The sequence below is a fragment of the Shinella sp. HY16 genome, assembly GCF_028534175.1.
Lineage (GTDB): Bacteria > Pseudomonadota > Alphaproteobacteria > Rhizobiales > Rhizobiaceae > Shinella.
On record NZ_JAHYXL010000001.1, the window covers coordinates 2367280 to 2383571 of the forward strand.

At 64.7% G+C, this 16292-nt stretch carries 16 protein-coding genes and 1 riboswitch; of the genes, 11 read left to right on the top strand and 5 right to left on the bottom strand.

Features of this window, described 5'->3' with window-relative positions; all coding sequences use genetic code 11:
- The first annotated feature begins 69 nt into the window (after positions 1-69).
- From K0P03_RS11840 to K0P03_RS11860, 5 genes are all read left to right on the top strand, one after another.
- Positions 70-1176 carry an ABC transporter substrate-binding protein gene (locus K0P03_RS11840; RefSeq protein ID WP_037409453.1) on the top strand — a complete coding sequence of 369 codons (1107 nt, stop codon included), beginning with the start codon at positions 70-72 and terminating at the stop codon, positions 1174-1176.
- A gap of 83 nt (positions 1177-1259) precedes the next feature.
- Positions 1260-2150 (top strand): ABC transporter permease, encoded by an 891-nt coding sequence (locus K0P03_RS11845; RefSeq protein ID WP_023516612.1) that lies wholly within the window; start codon positions 1260-1262, stop codon positions 2148-2150.
- Positions 2147-2929 (top strand): ABC transporter permease, encoded by a 783-nt coding sequence (locus tag K0P03_RS11850; protein ID WP_023516611.1) that lies wholly within the window; start codon positions 2147-2149, stop codon positions 2927-2929. Before K0P03_RS11845 ends, K0P03_RS11850 begins: the two co-directional genes overlap by 4 nt.
- Positions 2930-2938: 9 nt before the next feature.
- Entirely contained in the window at positions 2939-4000 is a 1062-nt protein-coding gene (locus tag K0P03_RS11855) for an ABC transporter ATP-binding protein (RefSeq protein WP_272789676.1), read from the top strand.
- Positions 4001-4124: 124 nt separating this feature from the next.
- A riboswitch (FMN riboswitch) is annotated at positions 4125-4274 on the top strand.
- Positions 4275-4365: 91 nt separating this feature from the next.
- Entirely contained in the window at positions 4366-4842 is a 477-nt protein-coding gene (locus K0P03_RS11860) for a 6,7-dimethyl-8-ribityllumazine synthase (RefSeq protein WP_023516609.1), read from the top strand.
- A 334-nt stretch (positions 4843-5176) separates the two neighbouring features.
- On the opposite strand, the gene K0P03_RS11865 is transcribed toward K0P03_RS11860, so the two are convergent.
- Entirely contained in the window at positions 5177-5989 is an 813-nt protein-coding gene (locus K0P03_RS11865) for a LuxR family transcriptional regulator (RefSeq protein WP_130515282.1), read from the bottom strand.
- 195 nt (positions 5990-6184) lie between these two features.
- Between K0P03_RS11865 and K0P03_RS11870 the strand changes: the two genes are divergently transcribed.
- The 5 genes from K0P03_RS11870 to K0P03_RS11890 all read left to right on the top strand — a co-directional run bounded on the left by K0P03_RS11870 (position 6185) and on the right by K0P03_RS11890 (position 11107).
- Positions 6185-7264 (top strand): ABC transporter ATP-binding protein, encoded by a 1080-nt coding sequence (locus tag K0P03_RS11870; RefSeq protein WP_023514158.1) that lies wholly within the window; start codon positions 6185-6187, stop codon positions 7262-7264.
- Positions 7265-7294: 30 nt separating this feature from the next.
- Complete coding sequence (locus tag K0P03_RS11875; RefSeq protein ID WP_023514157.1) at positions 7295-8458, top strand: polyamine ABC transporter substrate-binding protein; 1164 nt, start codon at positions 7295-7297, stop codon at positions 8456-8458.
- A 191-nt stretch (positions 8459-8649) separates the two neighbouring features.
- Positions 8650-9516 carry an ABC transporter permease gene (locus K0P03_RS11880; protein ID WP_023514156.1) on the top strand — a complete coding sequence of 289 codons (867 nt, stop codon included), beginning with the start codon at positions 8650-8652 and terminating at the stop codon, positions 9514-9516.
- Entirely contained in the window at positions 9516-10340 is an 825-nt protein-coding gene (locus K0P03_RS11885; protein ID WP_272789677.1) for an ABC transporter permease, read from the top strand. The genes K0P03_RS11880 and K0P03_RS11885 overlap by 1 nt, the downstream gene beginning before the upstream one ends.
- Positions 10341-10345: 5 nt before the next feature.
- Positions 10346-11107 (top strand): SDR family NAD(P)-dependent oxidoreductase, encoded by a 762-nt coding sequence (locus tag K0P03_RS11890; protein WP_023514154.1) that lies wholly within the window; start codon positions 10346-10348, stop codon positions 11105-11107.
- Positions 11108-11135: 28 nt separating this feature from the next.
- On the opposite strand, the gene K0P03_RS11895 is transcribed toward K0P03_RS11890, so the two are convergent.
- Positions 11136-11858 (bottom strand): L,D-transpeptidase, encoded by a 723-nt coding sequence (locus K0P03_RS11895; protein ID WP_023514153.1) that lies wholly within the window; start codon positions 11856-11858, stop codon positions 11136-11138.
- A gap of 166 nt (positions 11859-12024) precedes the next feature.
- On the opposite strand from K0P03_RS11895, the gene K0P03_RS11900 reads away from it, so the two are divergent.
- Positions 12025-12624: a YdeI/OmpD-associated family protein gene (locus K0P03_RS11900; protein WP_130515274.1), complete on the top strand. Its 600-nt coding sequence runs from the start codon at positions 12025-12027 to the stop codon at positions 12622-12624.
- Between the two features lie 131 nt (positions 12625-12755).
- Here K0P03_RS11900 and K0P03_RS11905 read toward each other — a convergent pair whose 3' ends face one another.
- The 3 genes from K0P03_RS11905 to K0P03_RS11915 form a co-directional block, all read right to left on the bottom strand.
- A complete protein-coding gene (locus tag K0P03_RS11905) occupies positions 12756-13790 on the bottom strand; it encodes a glycoside hydrolase family 25 protein (protein ID WP_023515548.1) in 1035 nt (344 codons plus the stop codon).
- A gap of 142 nt (positions 13791-13932) precedes the next feature.
- A complete protein-coding gene (locus K0P03_RS11910) occupies positions 13933-14499 on the bottom strand; it encodes a hypothetical protein (RefSeq protein WP_272789678.1) in 567 nt (188 codons plus the stop codon).
- Positions 14500-14514: 15 nt separating this feature from the next.
- Positions 14515-16176, bottom strand: coding sequence for a urocanate hydratase (locus K0P03_RS11915; RefSeq protein WP_272789679.1), 1662 nt, complete (start codon positions 16174-16176; stop codon positions 14515-14517).
- Positions 16177-16292 lie beyond the last annotated feature (116 nt).

Here is a 16292-nt window from a genome sequence, read left to right on the forward strand (position 1 = left end):
CACATAAGCTTCATCTGCCGCCAGTATCAGCTTCGCCGAAGTTGACTGACTCACAAAAGGAGAACACCCGTGATGTCACATACGAAACGTCTGCTTTCGCTCTCCACCGCGCTGGCAATTGCCATTCCCTCGCTCGCCTTCGCCGAGCCGAGCGCCGAGCTCATCGAAGCGGCGAAGAAGGAAGGCATGCTGACGACGATCGCACTGCCGCACGACTGGTGCGGTTATGGTGACGTCATCGCCTCCTTCAAGGCAAAGTATCCGGAAATCCAGGTCAACGAACTGAACCCGGATGCCGGTTCGGCTGACGAAATCGAAGCCATCAAGGCCAACAAGGACAACAAGGGCCCGCAGTCGCCCGACGTGATCGACGTCGGTCTCGCCTTCGGCCCGTCGGCCAAGGCCGAAGGCCTGCTGCAGCCCTACAAGGTCTCCACCTGGGACGAAATCCCGGACACCATCAAGGACGCCGAAGGCTACTGGTACGGCGACTATTACGGCGTGATGTCCCTTCTCGTGAACAAGGACCTCGTCGCCAACACGCCGAAGGACTGGGCCGACCTCCTGAAGCCGGAATATGCCGGTCAGGTCGCGCTCGCCGGCGACCCGCGTGCGTCCAACCAGGCTATCCTCGGCGTTCTCGCCGCCGGTCTCGGCAAGGGTGCAAAGTCCGGCAAGGAAGCCGGTGAGGCAGGCCTTGCCTACTTCGCCGAAATGAACAAGGCTGGCAACTTCGTCCCTGTTATCGGCAAGTCCGGCACGCTGGCACAGGGTTCCACCCCGATCGTGATTGCCTGGGACTACAACGCGCTCGGCTGGGCCAAGACCCTCAACGGCAACCCGCCGACGGAAGTCGTCGTTCCCGCGACGGGCGTTCTCGCCGGCGTCTACGTTCAGGGCATCTCGGCCTATGCGCCGCACCCGAACGCCGCCAAGCTGTGGATGGAGCACCTGTACTCCGACGAAGGTCAGCTCGGCTGGCTGAAGGGCTATTGCCATCCGGCACGCTTCAACGCCATGGTCAAGGCCGGCAAGGTTCCGCAGGACCTGATCGACGCCCTGCCGCCGGCAGAATCCTATGAAAAGGCCTACTTCCCGACGCTCGAGGAAGTCGATGCCAACAAGGCTGCCGTGACCGGCGCCTGGGACAGCGTCGTCGGCGCGAACGTGCAGTAAACGACATCCCCCGTCGCCCCGGCTGCAAGGCCGGGGCGACGATTGCGGTATGCCAATGACGGCAACCCTTTGAGGCCACCTTAATGTCATCAGACAGCTCAGCCGCACCGCCGCCCGCGCGGGCGCCCTTCCGCCTCCCGCTGCACTGGCTCGGCGCCGTGCCGTTCGCGATCTTCGTCCTGTTGTTCCTGATCATGCCGACGATGCGCATCGTCATCGGCGCCTTTCAGACGCCGGACGGCAGCTTCACCCTGGACAACATCCGGGGCCTGTTCACCACATCCATCCTCTCGGCCTACTGGATCTCGATCAAGATCTCCATCGCCTCCGCCCTGCTCGGCTGCCTGATCGGCTTTTCCGTCGCGGCCGCCGCGGTGCTCGGCGGCCTGCCGAAATGGATCCGCGGCCCGCTGCTGACCTTTTCCGGCGTCGCCTCCAACTTCGCCGGCGTGCCGCTCGCCTTCGCCTTCCTTGCGACGCTCGGCCCCGTCGGTCTCCTGACGGTGTTCCTGAAGACCCAGCTCGGCATCGACCTGCGCGCCCTCGGCTTCAACATCCTGTCCTTCTGGGGTCTCACGGTCACCTATCTCTTCTTCCAGATCCCGCTGATGATCCTCATCATCACGCCTGCGCTCGACGGTCTGAAGCGTGAATGGCGGGAGGCGGCGCAGATCCTTGGTGCGACGAACGCGCAGTACTGGCGCATGGTCGCCTTCCCGATCCTGCTGCCCTCCTTCCTCGGCACGCTGGCGCTGCTCTTCGCCAACGCCTTCGGGGCCGTGGCCACCGCCATCGCGCTTACGGGCTCCTCGCTCTCCATCGTGCCGATCCTGCTTTTCGCGCAGATCCGCGGCGACGTGCTCGGCAATCCGCATCTCGGTTACGCCCTCGCCTTCGGCATGATCGTCGTGACGGGCATCGCCAACACGATCTACATCTGGCTGCGCGCCCGCAGTGAAAGGTGGCTGAAATGAAGAAGTTCTGGGCCTGGGGCGCCCTCATCTTCGGGCTGCTCTATTTCATCCTGCCGCTCCTCGGCATGACCAACTTCTCGCTGAAGATGCGCCGCGGCGTCTATTCGCTGGATGCCTATGCCGTCGTGCTCGGCGATCCGCGCTTCCAGGAGACCTTCACCTATTCGATCCTGATGGCGCTCGCGACCATCGTCTTCGGCGTGCTGCTGGTGGTACCGACCGCCTACTGGGTGCGCCTGAAGCTGCCGGGCCTTCGTCCCTATATCGAGTTCATCACGCTCTTGCCGCTGGTCATCCCGGCCATCGTCATCGTCTTCGGCTATATCAGGCTCTACAACACCTCGAGCTGGCTGCCGCTGACGGGTTCGATCACCGGCACGAACATCCTCCTGATGTTCGGCTATGCGACGCTGGCGCTGCCCTACATGTATCGCTCCGTCGATACGGGCCTTCGCTCCATCGACATCGCCACGCTGACGGAGGCCGCGCAGAGCCTCGGCGCCGGCTGGACGACGATCCTCGCCAAGATCATCCTGCCGAACGTTCTGGTCGCCGTGCTGTCGGGCGCGTTCCTGACCTTCGCCATCGTCATCGGCGAGTTCACCATGGCCGCCCTGCTCAACCGCCCGGCTTTCGGCCCGTACATGCAGCTTCTCGGCGCCAATCGCGCCTACGAGCCGGCGGCGCTTGCGGTGATGTCCTTCGCGCTGACCTGGGGCTGCCTCGGCCTGATCCAGCTTGTTTCCCGTTTCCAGAAGGGCGCGCAGAGCGCGACTTAAGGATTTTCCATGAGCTTTCTCACTCTTACCAGCCTCCAGAAGTCCTTCGGCCCCGTTCAGGTCGTCAAGGATTTCAACATGTCGATCGAAAAGGGCGAGTTCGTCTCGTTCCTCGGCCCGTCGGGCTGCGGCAAGACCACCGTGCTGCGCATGATCGCCGGCTTCGAGACGCCGTCGGGCGGGGCGATCACCATCGATGGCAAGAGCCAGGTGAACCTGCGTCCCAACCAGCGCAACATCGGCATGGTGTTCCAGGCCTACGCCCTCTTCCCGAACATGAACGTCGCGGAAAACGTCGCCTTCGGCCTCAAGGTCGCCGGCCGGCCCAAGGCGGAGATCGACGCCCGCGTCAAGGAAATGCTCGGGCTGATCAAGCTCGACCATCTCGCCGACCGCTACCCCTACCAGATGTCCGGCGGCCAGCAGCAGCGTGTGGCGCTCGCCCGCGCGCTGGCGCCCAAGCCCCAGGTTCTCCTGCTCGACGAACCGCTCTCCGCCCTCGACGCCAAGATCCGCGTGTCGCTGCGCGAGGAAATCCGGCAGATCCAGCAGCAGCTCGGCATCACCACGGTCTTCGTCACCCATGACCAGGAAGAAGCCCTGTCGATCTCCGACCGCATCGTCGTGATGAATGCCGGCAAGGCGGACCAGATCGGCAAACCGGCCGATATCTACAACCGGCCGGCAACCCGCTTCGTCGCCAGTTTTGTCGGCACGCTGAACCTCATCGAGGCGAAAGTCGTCGACCCCGCCGCCAACCGCGTCTCGATCGGCGATCAGGGCGTGACGCTGCGCGAGCCGCTCGGCAATGCGAAGGCCGGCGACACCGTCTCGCTGGCACTGCGCCCGGAAGCCGGCTCCATCGCGCCCGATGCCAAGGGCGACACGGCGCTGACGGGCGAGGTCGTCTCCTCGAACTTCCTCGGCTCGGTCATCCGCACCCGCATGAAGGTCGGCGGCAGCGTCATCTCCTTCGACATGTTCAACAGCCCGGGCCTCGTGCCGCCGACCGTCGGCGACACGGTCACGCTGCGCTTCACGGCCGGCGATCTCCTGGTCATCCGCGACTGAGCAGTCCGGCGCGGCCGTGAAGCACTTTTCCAAGCTTCGGCCACGCTTTGGAAAAATCTGTCGTGATTTGCGTCTTTTGCGTCGCCCGCGGGTTTGATCTGCGGGCGCTCGCCGGTTAGTCTTCACCCGTTCTCAGGGCGGGGCGAAACTCCCCACCGGCGGTATCGGGCGTCAAAACCCGGAGCCCGCAAGCGCCTTCCGCAAAACGGAAGGGTCAGCAGATCCGGTGCGATGCCGGAGCCGACGGTCACAGTCCGGATGGAAGAGAGCAAGCAGGAGAAACCCGCCGTCACTGGTGGGCCGCGTCCTGCGTGTTCGCCCAAGGGGACCGTTGCAAAATGGCTCAACCCTTGAAAGGCCTAGACATGAATGTGAATGCCACCCCCTCCGCCCGCATCGCCGTCATCCGTGCCCGCTGGCACGCCGGCATCGTCGATCAGGCGGTCGATTCCTTCGTCGCCGAATGGACCGCGCTCGGCGGCCGCGCCGAAGAGGTCGATATCATCGACGTGCCCGGCGCCCTCGAAATCCCGCTGCATGCCCAGCTTCTCGCCCGCACGGGCCGTTACTCCGCCATTCTCGGCGTCGCCCTCGTCGTCGATGGCGGCATCTACCGCCACGATTTCGTCGCCGGCACCGTGGTGGACGCGATCGTGCGCGTCGGGCTCGACACCAACGTGCCGGTGCTCTCGGCCGTGCTGACGCCGCACAATTTCCAGGAATCGGACGCCCACATCGCCTTCTTCCGCGACCATTTCGTCATCAAGGGCAAGGAAGCCGCCAACGCGGCCCGGCAGATCATCGATGCCCGGGCGCAGGTGGCGCTGGCGACGGTCGCCTGAATCAAAGTTTGAAGGCGCGGAATCGATCTGTCAGGACGGGCCCGCAAACCGTTGAAAAGACTAGACGGGGCCCGGCAGCCATGCCGGGCCTTTTGCGTGGGCTACCCCCATCACGCCCTGCATGCCCGTCGCCCCCCTGAAAGCGCCACGGTCACCCCAGTCACTATGTTTTCCTTCGCACGCCTGCGCCCTTCTCCCTAACCTCTTCGTCATGGTCGGGTTCGAACTGCAATCCACGCCCCACCAGCGGCACGGATCCTCAGGTCAAGCCCGAGGACGACGGAGGGAGGAGAACCGCCTCTGCTCTTTCCAGTCGACATGCCTGCCGCCCCGTCTACCCCTGAAGGTTCTTCAGATAGATCGACAGCAGCTGGATCTGCGAGGAGATGCCGAGTTTGCGGTAGACGTTGCGGCGATGGACTTTCACCGTGCCGGTGGAGATATCGAGCTTCAGGCCGATCGATTCCGACGAGTGCCCCTGCAGGACGAGTTCGATGATCGAGGCCTCGCGATCCGTCAGGTTCAGCTTGCGCCACACCCGGTCGGCCGCGCTCACCGGTTCGCTCCGGCGGCCTCGTCCCTGCCCCGTTTCTGCAAAGCGCTCGCCAAGGCCACTCCAGGCGCGCCGCACGAGGGCGGCGACGAAGGGTTCGGTATCGCTGAGCAGCGCAAATTCCTGCACCGGAAAGACACCGGTCTTCTCCCGCCGCATCAGCGAGACCACAACGGTCACGCCACCTTCCACCGGAACGAAGAAGCCGAGCTCTTCGGCAAGCCGCGTCTGCGAATAATAGGTGCGGAAATACTCGCTCGAGAAGAACCGGTCCGGCGCCAGCTCCCGCATGCGGAAGATGCCGGCGCGGCCGGCCCGTGTCGTGCGGTAGAACGGATCGAGCAGGTAGGGTCCGGCCTGGTAGAGCGTTACGAAGACGTGGTGGTCATCCGCATCGAAGGTGCTGAAGAGATCGATCGGCCGCGCCTTCTCGTGATAGGCGAAGATGACGATGTCGTCGAAACGCACCAGGGCCCGCATCATCGCAAGCAGGGTCTCGCCGGTCTGCCGGTCGCTGGTCTGCCGGTCGGCGTTTTCCGGCGCACCGGTCCAGTCCGCAAGCGTGTGAAAAAGTGCCGTGAAATCCACCCGCATGACGCCGCCGCTCCCCCGATCCTCCCGCGGCAACCGAAATGGGCTGTCGCTGGATATACTCCTTCCACAGCCGATTTACGGATAAAATACCTCTCTCGGGGTATATACCACCCATCGGCCGCTGACTAGCATTCCTCCCGACGGTGGCCAAGGCGACAGAGATCGCCAAGAGACCAGCAACCGCAGGGAACAGACGTGACATCCGCCCCAACGAACGACATCGAGTTCCGTTCGGTGACCAAGCGCTATGGCGCGGTGACCGCGGTCTCCGACATCAATCTCTCCGTGCCGAAGGGCGCCTTCGTCGCGCTTCTCGGCCCGTCCGGCTGCGGCAAGACCACGTGCCTCAGGATGATCGGCGGCTTCGAACAGCCGAGCGAGGGCGAGGTGCTGATCGCCGGCAGTATCGCCAACGGCGTTCCGGCCTATCGCCGCCCGGTCAACATGGTTTTCCAGCAATACGCCCTCTTCCCGCATTTCGACGTGGAGAAGAACGTCGCCTACGGGCTGAAACAGCTGCGCCCGAGGCTACCGGCGGCAGAGATCGCCCGCCGCGTCGGCGAGGCGCTGGAGATGGTACGTCTCACCGGCTTTGCCAGGCGCCGCATCCATGAAATGTCCGGCGGCCAGCAGCAGCGCGTGGCGCTCGCCCGCGCGCTCGTCAACAAGCCCTCCGTCCTCCTTCTCGACGAGCCGCTCGCCGCACTCGACAAGAAGCTGCGCACCGCCATGCAGATCGAGTTGCAGACGTTGCAGCGCGATCTCGGCATCACCTTCGTGCTCGTCACGCACGACCAGGAGGAAGCGCTGTCGATGAGCGACCTCGTCTGTGTGATGAGCGCCGGCCGCATCCGTCAGCTCGCGACGCCCCAGGAGGTCTACGACCGGCCTGCCGATCTTTTCGTCGCCGACTTCGTCGGCAAGACGAACCGCTTTTCCGGCACGCTGGAGGCCGGCGGGACCGTGCGTCTCGGCAACGGCTCGGCGCTGCCCGCCGCACGCGACGACCTCGTGCCGGGCGCGGTCACGGTCGCGCTCCGCCCGGAGGCGATCCGCCTGTCGCGCGGAGCGGCCGGCACGACCACGCTGGAAGGCACGGTCACGCACCGCATCTTCCTTGGTTCGGCAGCCGAGTACTCCGTCGCCGTCGACGGGCTCGGCGACCTGCTCGTCACCGCCGAACGCCACAGCCAATCACAAAACGACCTCGTCGCGCCGGGCGAACGGGTCGCCATAAGCTTCGACCCCGGCCAGACGCATATCTTTCCGGCCTGAGGGAAACAGGCCCAACAGGGGAACAGTATCATGTCGAAATGGTTCAGAGAGAATGCCCCGATCAGTGCTCGGGATTTAACGGACGAGTTCATGCGGCTGAAGCGCGGATCCGTGTCGCGCCGCCACTTCCTTGCCGTCACCGGCCTTGGCCTTGCCGCCGCCGTACTGGCCCGCCAGCCCGGGCTCTTCACCTCCGAGGCCCATGCGCAGGAGGACCTCGGCTCCACCATGTCGCTGGCCACCTGGCCGAACTACCATGACCCGGCGACCTTCGAGGCCTTCACCGCCGCAACGGGCGTCGCCGTCGAGGTGAATGTCTTCGGCTCCAACGAGGAGATGCTGGCAAAACTCCAGGCCGGCGGGACCGGCTGGGATCTTTTCGTGCCCACCAACTACACGATCTCCACCTATGCCGGCCTCGGCCTGATCGACCCGCTCGACCTTGCCAAGGTGCCGAATTTCGACGCCAAGACCCAGAACACCCGCTTCACCAACGAAGGCACGGTCGACGGCAAGGTCTATGCGCTGCCGAAGAACTGGGGCACGACGGGCATCGCCGTCAATTCCGACAAGGTGAAATCGAAGGTGACGAGCTGGAAGGAGTTCTTCGAGGTCGCCATGACCGAGGCGGACGGCCGCGCCATGGTGCACGACTACCAGCTCACCACGATCGGCAACGCCCTCGTCTCGCTCGGCTTCTCGTTCAATTCGATCAAGCCCGAGGAACTCGCCAAGGCGGAGGAGCTGCTGATCAAGGTCAAGCCGCACCTCTACGCCATCAACAGCGACTATCAGCCCTCCATGCGCGCCTCCGATGCCTGGATGACCATGTGCTGGACGAATGACGGTGCCCAGCTCAACCGCGACATTCCGGAAATCCGGTTCGTCCTCGGCTCCGACGGCGGCGAGATCTGGTCGGATTTCTACGCGGTGCCGAAGAGCGCCACCAACAAGCCGGCCGGCTATGCCCTGCTCAACTTCCTGATGGACCCGCAGAACGCGGTGAAGGAGCACATCGCCAACGGTGCGCCGACGACGGACAGCCGCGTGCTTTCGCTGCTGCCGGCCGAAATCACCGGCAACAAGATCGTCTATCCCGACGAGGCCGCCCTGACCCCGCTCGAATTCGGCGCCGCCGTGACGCTGACGGACCCGGCTCGGGCGGAGCTGATGGCACGGTTCAAGTCGGCGTAGCCGTCTCGTCCCTCATCCGGCCTGCCGGCCACCTTCTCCCCGCAAGCGGGGAGAAGGAAATGTGTGGCTGCGTGCTGTTTCCTCTCGAACGGAACGACACGGCGCCGCATACCCCTTCGCCCCGCTTGCGGGGAGAAGGTGGCGGCAGCCGGATGAGGGGCAATCCACCGATACGCAACAGGACAACCGCAATGCCCCTGACGTTGACGACGAAAAGACGGCTGGTGACCGCGGCGCTGCTGGCGCCGGCTTCCGCCTGGCTGTTCGTCTTCCTCGTGCTGCCCTTCATCGCCATGATGGTCTTCTCCGTCGGCGAGCGGGGACCGGCGGGCGGCTACCAGGCGGCGTTCACCTTCGCGCAGTATGCCAACCTGCCGGCCCGTTCCGCCGCCTACTGGAACACTCTCCTGCTGGCGCCCGTCGGCGCCTTCCTCTGCCTCATCGTCGCCTATCCGACGGCCTACTACCTCGCCGTCAAGGCGAGCCCGCGCCACCGGTTGCTGCTCGTCTCGCTGGTCGTGGTGCCGTTCTGGACGAGCCTTCTCGTGCGCACCTATGCCTGGATGTACATCCTCGGCTCGCGCGGCATTCCCAATCTGCTCGACATGATCGGCATCGAAGACGTGCGCCTGCTCAACACCTCGGGCGCCGTCCTGCTCGGCATCGTCTATGGCTACCTGCCGCTGATGATCATGCCGATCTATGTCAGCCTGGAAAAACTCGACCGGCGCCTGCTCGAAGCCTCCGCCGACCTCGGCGCGAAACCCGTCTCGACCTTCTTCTCCGTGACCCTGCCGCTGTCGCTGCCGGGCGTCATGACGGGCGTCGCGCTCGTCACCATCCTCTTGCTCGGCGAATATCTCATCCCGCAGCTCCTCGGCGGCGGCAAGGTCTTCTTCATCGGCAATGCGCTGGTCGATCTCTTCCTGCAATCACGCAACTGGCCCTTCGGCTCGGCTATTGCCGTCACCCTCGTCGCCGTCGTCGTCGTGGTGCTGATGGTCGCCATGCGCATCGCCTGGCGGATATCAGGCACAAGACAGGTGGATCTCGTCTGATGCGCGCGCTGATCACCTGCGTCTATCTCTTCCTCTATGCGCCGATCGCGCTCGTCGTGCTGTTCTCCTTCAATGCGGGCCGCAATGCGAGCGAATTCACCGGTTTCTCCGTCGCATGGTACGGCAAGGCGCTCGCCAATCCGTTCCTCATCACGGCGCTGCAGAACAGCCTGGTCATCGCCCTCGTCAGCGCCACGCTCGCCGCCGTCTTCGGCACCATGGCCGCCCTCGGCCTCGAACGGCTCGGCGCGCGGACGCGCGCGGTCTTCGACGGCCTGCTCGCCGCCGCCATTGTCGTGCCGGGCGTCGTCATCGGCATCGCGACCCTCGTCGCCCTCGTCGCCGTCTTCGGCGCGATCAATCCGGCGATCGCCGCCATCTGGCCCGGCGAAACGCCGCCGCAACTCGGCCTCGGCTACGGCTCGATCATCGCCGCGCACGGCCTCTTCACCATGGCGCTCGTCACCATGATCGTGAAGGCCCGCATCGCGACGCTCGGCCGGGACATCGTCGAGGCCTCGGCCGATCTCTATGCGACACCGCTGACCACCTTCCGCGATATCGTGCTGCCGCAGATCCTGCCCTCGGTGCTCGCCGGGTTCCTGCTCGCCTTCACCTTCTCCTTCGACGACTTCATCGTGGCCTTCTTCGTCGCAGGCTCGAAGACGACGCTGCCGATCTACGTCTTCGCCTCGATCCGCCGCGGCGTGACGCCCGAAGTGAACGCCATCGCGACGATGGTGCTGGTCGCCTCGCTCATGCTGATCCTCATCGCCCGCCTTCTGATGCGGGAAAAAACCAGAAAATCGCCTGCCGGGGAGTGAGACCGATGATCCTGAAGAACCGTGTCGCCATCGTCACCGGAGCGGGCTCCGGCATCGGCCGGGCCGGCGCGCGCATCATGGCGCGTGAGGGCGCCACCGTCTGCGTCGCCGATCTCAACGAGACCCGCGCCGCCGAGACGGTGGACTTCATCCGCGCCGACGGCGGCAAGGCTGAAGCCGTCATCGTCGATGTCACCGACGATGTGGAACTGAAGATGGCCGTCGCCGCGGTGCTGTCGCGCCATGGCCGCATCGACATCCTGCACAACCATGCCGGCGCGCAGGTCGCCGGCGACCTCGAAAGCGTGCCGCTCGACGGCCTCGATCTCTCCTGGAACCTCAATGTGCGCGCCCACCTGATGGCCGCCCGGCTCGTCATGCCCGCCATGAAGGCGCAGGGAAAGGGCGTCATCCTCAACACCGCGTCCTCTTCGGGCGTGCTCTACGATCGCGAGATGATCGCCTATACGACGACGAAACACGCCGTCATCGCCATGACCAAGCAGATGGCCGGCGACTATGCCCGCCACGGCATCCGCGTCAACGCGCTCTGCCCCGGCTGGGTGGATACGCCCTTCAACGCCCCCTTCATCTCGCAGATGGGCGGGCGCGAAGCGATCGAAGGCTATATCAAGGAGAAAGTGCCGATGGGCCGGTGGGCCGATGTGGAGGAGATCGCCGAACCGATCCTCTTCCTCGTCTCCGACCGGTCAAGCTACATGACCGGCCAGATTCTCGTGGTCGACGGCGGCGAGACCGTGACCTAGGGCATTCCAGCGAAAACGGCGGAGCCCCTTATACCCCGACGGCTGCGCTCATCGGACCCTGATACACGACGATGCGCGCGTGGTAGGGCACGCGCTTGTAGAGGTCGAGCACATCCTGGTTGATCAGCCTGACGCAGCCCGACGACGTCGCCTTGCCGATCGACTTCCAGTCCGGCGAGCCGTGCAGGCGGTAGAGCGTGTCCTTGCCGTTCTGGAAGATGTAGAGCGCCCGTGCGCCGAGCGGGTTCTTGATGCCCGGCTCCATGCCGCCGTTCTCGACGGAATATTTGGCAAGGCTCGGCGTGCGGGCGATCATGTCCGCCGGCACCTTCCAGCGCGGCCAGGGCTGGCGCCAGTGGATGATGCCCTCGCCCTGCCACGCGAAGCCCTCGCGGCCGATGCCGACGCCGTAACGCATCGCCGTGCCGCCCTGCTCCACCACATAGAGGAAGCGGCCGGGCGTATCGACGACCACGGTGCCCGGCGCCTCGCCGGTCGGGTCCTTCACGCGCTGGCGGTAGTACTTCGGATCGATTTCCGTATAGGGAATGGCGGGAATGAGATGGCCGCCATCCTCGACGGCGGCATAGCGGGCCGCCAGTTCGTCGTTGGTCGCCGGCACGATCGGATAGCTGACCTTCTGCGGAATCGGGGCGTTCTTGACCGACGTTTCCGTGGTTGCGCATCCCGCAAGCGTCGCGGCGGCGCCCAGGAAAAAGGCTCTGCGCGACAATGTGCACACCGTAGGCATTCTCTTTACGATCTCCTTGGGAAGAAGGGGGAGGTTTATCAGATGGCTAGCCAAACCGCAGGTGGGCTGGCAAGAAACATCAGGATCACTTCTTCGGCATTAGTCCCTGCCCGGCTGCACGGCCAGTGCATGAAGGACACGCTCGCCGGAAAACGGGGAAAACACGATGGCGCCTGTGGAAATCAATCCCGCCCATGTCCGCGAGTTTCCCGGACAGGAGGATTTCTACCGCTGGCTGGCGGAAAACCACGCCACAGCGCCGGAAATCTGGATCAGGATCCACAAGCGCGCCTCCGGTCTTGCCTCCATCAACCCCGAACAGGCGATCGAGGTGGTGCTCTGCTGGGGTTGGATCGACGGCATCCGCAAAAGCCATGACGAGAAGAGCTTCTTCCAGCGCTACTGCCCGCGCGGCAGGAAGAGCGTCTGGAGCAAGAAGAATGTGGAGACCGTCAGCCGGCTGATCGAGGACGGGCGCATGACGGAACACGGCCTGAAACAGGTCGAGGCCGCAAAGGCGGATGGCCGCTGGGACAAGGCCTATGGCAGCGGCAAGGACATGAAGATCCCGCCGGACCTGCAGGCGGCGATCGACGCCGAACCGGCGGCAAAGGCGATGCTCGGCAGACTGACGGAGCAGAACCGCTTCGCGCTCGCCTTCCGCGTCCACACCATGAAGACCGAGGCCGGCCGCAAGCGGAAGATCGAGACCTTCGTGGAGATGCTGGCGCGCGGCGAGACGATCTATCCGCAGAAGCAGAGATAGAGCATCTCCAGCCGAAGCGAGATCGCTTCGGCATCGGACAATGCGGAAAAACAAAGAGATAGAGCATTTCCGGCGGACACAGGTTCACAGGAAACGCTCTAGATCGCCGCCCCCCTCGCCATCGAGAAGGATCAGTCGCGGCTTGCCGACCGCTGGCCGGAAAGCCAGTTGTGCCAGTCGTTCACGCTGCCGTAGAAGACGTTGAGGTCGATCTTGCCGGTGACGCCATGCGACAAGCCCGAACCGGAATACTGCCAGAACACCCAGCGGCGGTTCGGATAGCGCTTCGACGGGTGGGCGGCGACCGAACGCAGCCAGAACGGATGGTTCGTCAGCTCGCCGGAGAGGTTGTCCTCATAGAAATCCGGCGCCGTGTAAATGATCGGCCGCTTGCCGTAATGGCGCTCCAGCATTTCCGAGAAGACCCGGATCTTCTCGACATATTGCGCCCGCGTGAGACGCTTCTTGCAGCTCGATTCGCCGTTGTATTCGGCGTCGATGACCGGCGGCAGCGCGTCCGGATCCTTCGGCACGTTGCGGATGAACCATTCGGCCTGCGAGCTTGCGACGCGGCACCAGTAGAAGAAGTGATAGGCGCCGCGCTTGATGCCGGCTTCCTTGGCCTTGCGCCAGTTCTTCTGGAACATCGGGTCGAGATGATCGCCGCCGTCCGTCGCCTTGATGAAGGCGAAGTTGGCGCCCTGCGTGCGCAGCTTCACCCAGTCGATATCGCCCTGCCAGCGCGACACGTCGACGCCGTGCACCTGGTAATTTCTTGGCGCGCGCTTGCCGAAATTGATCGGATGGGCATCGCGGAATTGCTGGCCGTAGACGCGCGAGCGTTTTTTCGAAACACCCTCCGACGGCTCTTCCGCCGTGACGGCCTCCGCCGGCCGCTCGGCGGGAATGGCCGACTGGTTCGTCACGCTTTCGAAGACGCGGGTTCCCGGTACCGGACCGGCCCAAGCGAGCATATCCGCCCCGTCAGCCGTCACCTTGCTTTCGCCGACAGCGACTTCGGGCACGGGGCCGCTCGCCTTCGAAACAGAGGCTGTCGTCTCCGCGGATGGCTTGATGGCAAGCGCCGACACGGGGTTGGAGCTCGACGCACAACCCGTCATGGCGGCACAGGCAAGGAGGACCGTTGTAAGGACCGAAAGACGCATAGGCACTCGCACGCTAAACAAACCGAAGCCCCGCCCTTTCGACACACGGACGGAATTACTAACGGAAGATTACCGCGAAATGTTAAATGCAAGGTTTACGGCGACCGTGACATTTCAGGCAATTAGCCCGCCCGCCTTACGCTTAACGCCGGTTTGCGTTCACAAAAGCGTGTCCACGCGGCGAAAGCCGGTACCCGACGGCAAGGCTTTCCGTCAGCCCGAGGTCCTTGAGCTGCCGGATCTTTCGCTTGAGCACCAGCTTTTCCAGGCCGAGCCGTTCCGCCATGGCGGCGGCGGTGCGCCCGTCCTCTTCCGCGATCATGGCAAGCACGGTGCGCGTCCACGGCGCGGCACGGTCGAGTGCATCGAGCCGGGCGTTCAGCGTCGCGAAGTCGGCCGCATCGAGCGTCTCATTTTCACGCAGGCCCTTTCGCGGGTCCGCACCCGCGACACGGAAGGCGATCCGGTAGAGCACACCCTCCGGCCGGAGGTCCCGGAGCAGTTCGGCACGTGAGGCATAGCCCGCCGCCTGCGCATCTGCGTCCGAGACGGTGTCGATATCGACGGCCTCGACGCTCTCGATGGCAAGCACACCCGCGGCAGTGCGCAGCGAACCGCCGGCCCTAACCGTCGGTTTCGACCAGCGGCGAAAGGCGAGCGTCACCTCCCCCCTGCCGATCTTCTCCAGCACACCCGCCTTGAACAGCATCGCCCCTCGCCGACATTACCCCACCGTCACATAGCCGATGCCCTTCTTTTCGATCTCGTCAAGCGACTCGTCATAGCCGGCATCGGCATAGCGGATGACACCCAGCGATGTGTCGTTCGTCAAGGCGTGCTCCAGCCGCTCCGCGCCGTCAGCCGTGCCATCGGCGACCAGCGTCACGCCGCAGCTCGTCATGTAGCCCGCATACCCGCCGCCGCCGGAGTGGATGACGACGAGATCGGCCATCGACGAAGACAGCAGCATGGCATCGAGCAGCGGCCAGTCGGCGATGGCGTCCGAGCCGTCCTTCATGCGCTCGGTCATGATGTTCGGATGCGCCATGGCCCCGGCATCGAGATGATCGCGCGAAAAGGCGATCGGCCCCTTCAGCTCCCCCGCGGCGACCAGCCGGTTGACCGCCAGCGCCAGTTCCGTGCGCTCGCCATGGCCAAGCCAGGCGATGCGCGCCGGCAGGCCCTCGAACGGCACGTTCTCGCGCGCCAGCCGGATCCAGTTGGTGACGATCCGGTTGTCCGGGAACATTTTCAAAACGAGGTCGTCGATCCGCGCGATGTCGCTCTCCTCGCCTGATAGCGCCATCCAGCGGAACGGGCCGATGGCCCGCGCAAAGAGCGGCCGAAGATAGGCTTCCGTGAAAATCGGAATGTCGAAGGCATTGGCGACGCCCCCCTCCCGCGCCTGCGTGCGGATGAGGTTGCCGTTATCGAACACTTCCGAGCCTTGTCTCTGGAATTCCAGCATGGCCGAGACATGCTCGACGATCGAGGCGCGGCTTGCCGCCATCAACTGCCCCTGCCCGTCGTCGCGCAGCCCCTTGACCTGGTGGAGGCTCATGCCCTTCGGCACATAGCCGTAGACGAGATCGTGCGCCGAGGTCTGGTCTGTGACGATGTCGGGCACGATGCCGCGCCGCGCGATGTCAGGATAAATCTCCGCCGCATTGCCGACGAGGCCGATCGAGGTCGCCCGCTTCTCGCGGACCGCCTCATCGATCATCGCAAGCGCCGTATCGAGATCCGGCGCGACATGTTCGAGATAACCGACGGCCTTGCGCGCCGCCGCGCGCGCCGGATCGATATCGACGCAGAGGATGGCCGCGCCCGCCATGCGGCCGGCAAGCGGCTGCGCGCCGCCCATGCCGCCGAGGCCGGCGGTGAGGATGAAGCGGCCGGCGAGGCTGCCGCCAAAGCGCTTTTCCGCGATGCGCATGAAGATTTCATAGGTGCCCTGGATGACGCCCTGGCTGCCGATATACTGCCAGGCCCCGGCCGTCAGGCCACCCCAGCAGATCAGCCCCTTGCGCTGAAGCTCATAGAACACCTCAGCCTTCGCCCATTGCCCGACGATGTTGCAGTTCGCCATGATAACGAGTGGCGCTTTCGCATGGGTCTTCAAGAGCCCGACCGGCTTGCCGGACTGGATGACCAGCGTCTGGTCCTCATCCATCTCCGTCAGCGCCTTGACGATCGCCCGATGCGCCGCCCAGTTGCGCGCCGCCTTGCCGAGCGCGGCATAGACGATGAGATTGTCCGGATCCTCGCCGACCGACAGCACGTTTTCGAGGAGCCGCAGCAGCCCCTCCTGCCGCCAGCCCTTGGCGCGCAAGGCGTCGCCGCTCGGGATCGGGTAGTTCGGATGGCGCGGATTGGGTTTGGGCATGGGTGTCTCCTCAGATCGGTTGTTCCAGGAGGCTCACCCCCCTCTGCCCTGCCGGGCATCTCCCCCACAAGGAGGGAGATCGAATTGCTGCACCCTCTCGACCATCACAACGTAGC

Excerpts from the sequence above, each read along its gene's own strand:
- K0P03_RS11855 (WP_272789676.1), top strand. The coding sequence starts at position 2,939 with ATGAGCTTTCTCACTCTTACCAGCCTCCAGAAGTCCTTCGGCCCCGTT.
- K0P03_RS11880 (WP_023514156.1), top strand. The coding sequence starts at position 8,650 with ATGCCCCTGACGTTGACGACGAAAAGACGGCTGGTGACCGCGGCGCTG.
- K0P03_RS11875 (WP_023514157.1), top strand. The coding sequence starts at position 7,295 with ATGTCGAAATGGTTCAGAGAGAATGCCCCGATCAGTGCTCGGGATTTA.
- K0P03_RS11915 (WP_272789679.1), bottom strand. The coding sequence starts at position 16,176 with ATGCCCAAACCCAATCCGCGCCATCCGAACTACCCGATCCCGAGCGGC.
- K0P03_RS11890 (WP_023514154.1), top strand. The coding sequence starts at position 10,346 with ATGATCCTGAAGAACCGTGTCGCCATCGTCACCGGAGCGGGCTCCGGC.
- K0P03_RS11850 (WP_023516611.1), top strand. The coding sequence starts at position 2,147 with ATGAAGAAGTTCTGGGCCTGGGGCGCCCTCATCTTCGGGCTGCTCTAT.
- K0P03_RS11895 (WP_023514153.1), bottom strand. The coding sequence starts at position 11,858 with ATGCCTACGGTGTGCACATTGTCGCGCAGAGCCTTTTTCCTGGGCGCC.
- K0P03_RS11900 (WP_130515274.1), top strand. The coding sequence starts at position 12,025 with ATGGCGCCTGTGGAAATCAATCCCGCCCATGTCCGCGAGTTTCCCGGA.
- K0P03_RS11865 (WP_130515282.1), bottom strand. The coding sequence starts at position 5,989 with ATGCGGGTGGATTTCACGGCACTTTTTCACACGCTTGCGGACTGGACC.
- K0P03_RS11860 (WP_023516609.1), top strand. The coding sequence starts at position 4,366 with ATGAATGTGAATGCCACCCCCTCCGCCCGCATCGCCGTCATCCGTGCC.
- K0P03_RS11845 (WP_023516612.1), top strand. The coding sequence starts at position 1,260 with ATGTCATCAGACAGCTCAGCCGCACCGCCGCCCGCGCGGGCGCCCTTC.
- K0P03_RS11905 (WP_023515548.1), bottom strand. The coding sequence starts at position 13,790 with ATGCGTCTTTCGGTCCTTACAACGGTCCTCCTTGCCTGTGCCGCCATG.
- K0P03_RS11885 (WP_272789677.1), top strand. The coding sequence starts at position 9,516 with ATGCGCGCGCTGATCACCTGCGTCTATCTCTTCCTCTATGCGCCGATC.
- K0P03_RS11910 (WP_272789678.1), bottom strand. The coding sequence starts at position 14,499 with ATGCTGTTCAAGGCGGGTGTGCTGGAGAAGATCGGCAGGGGGGAGGTG.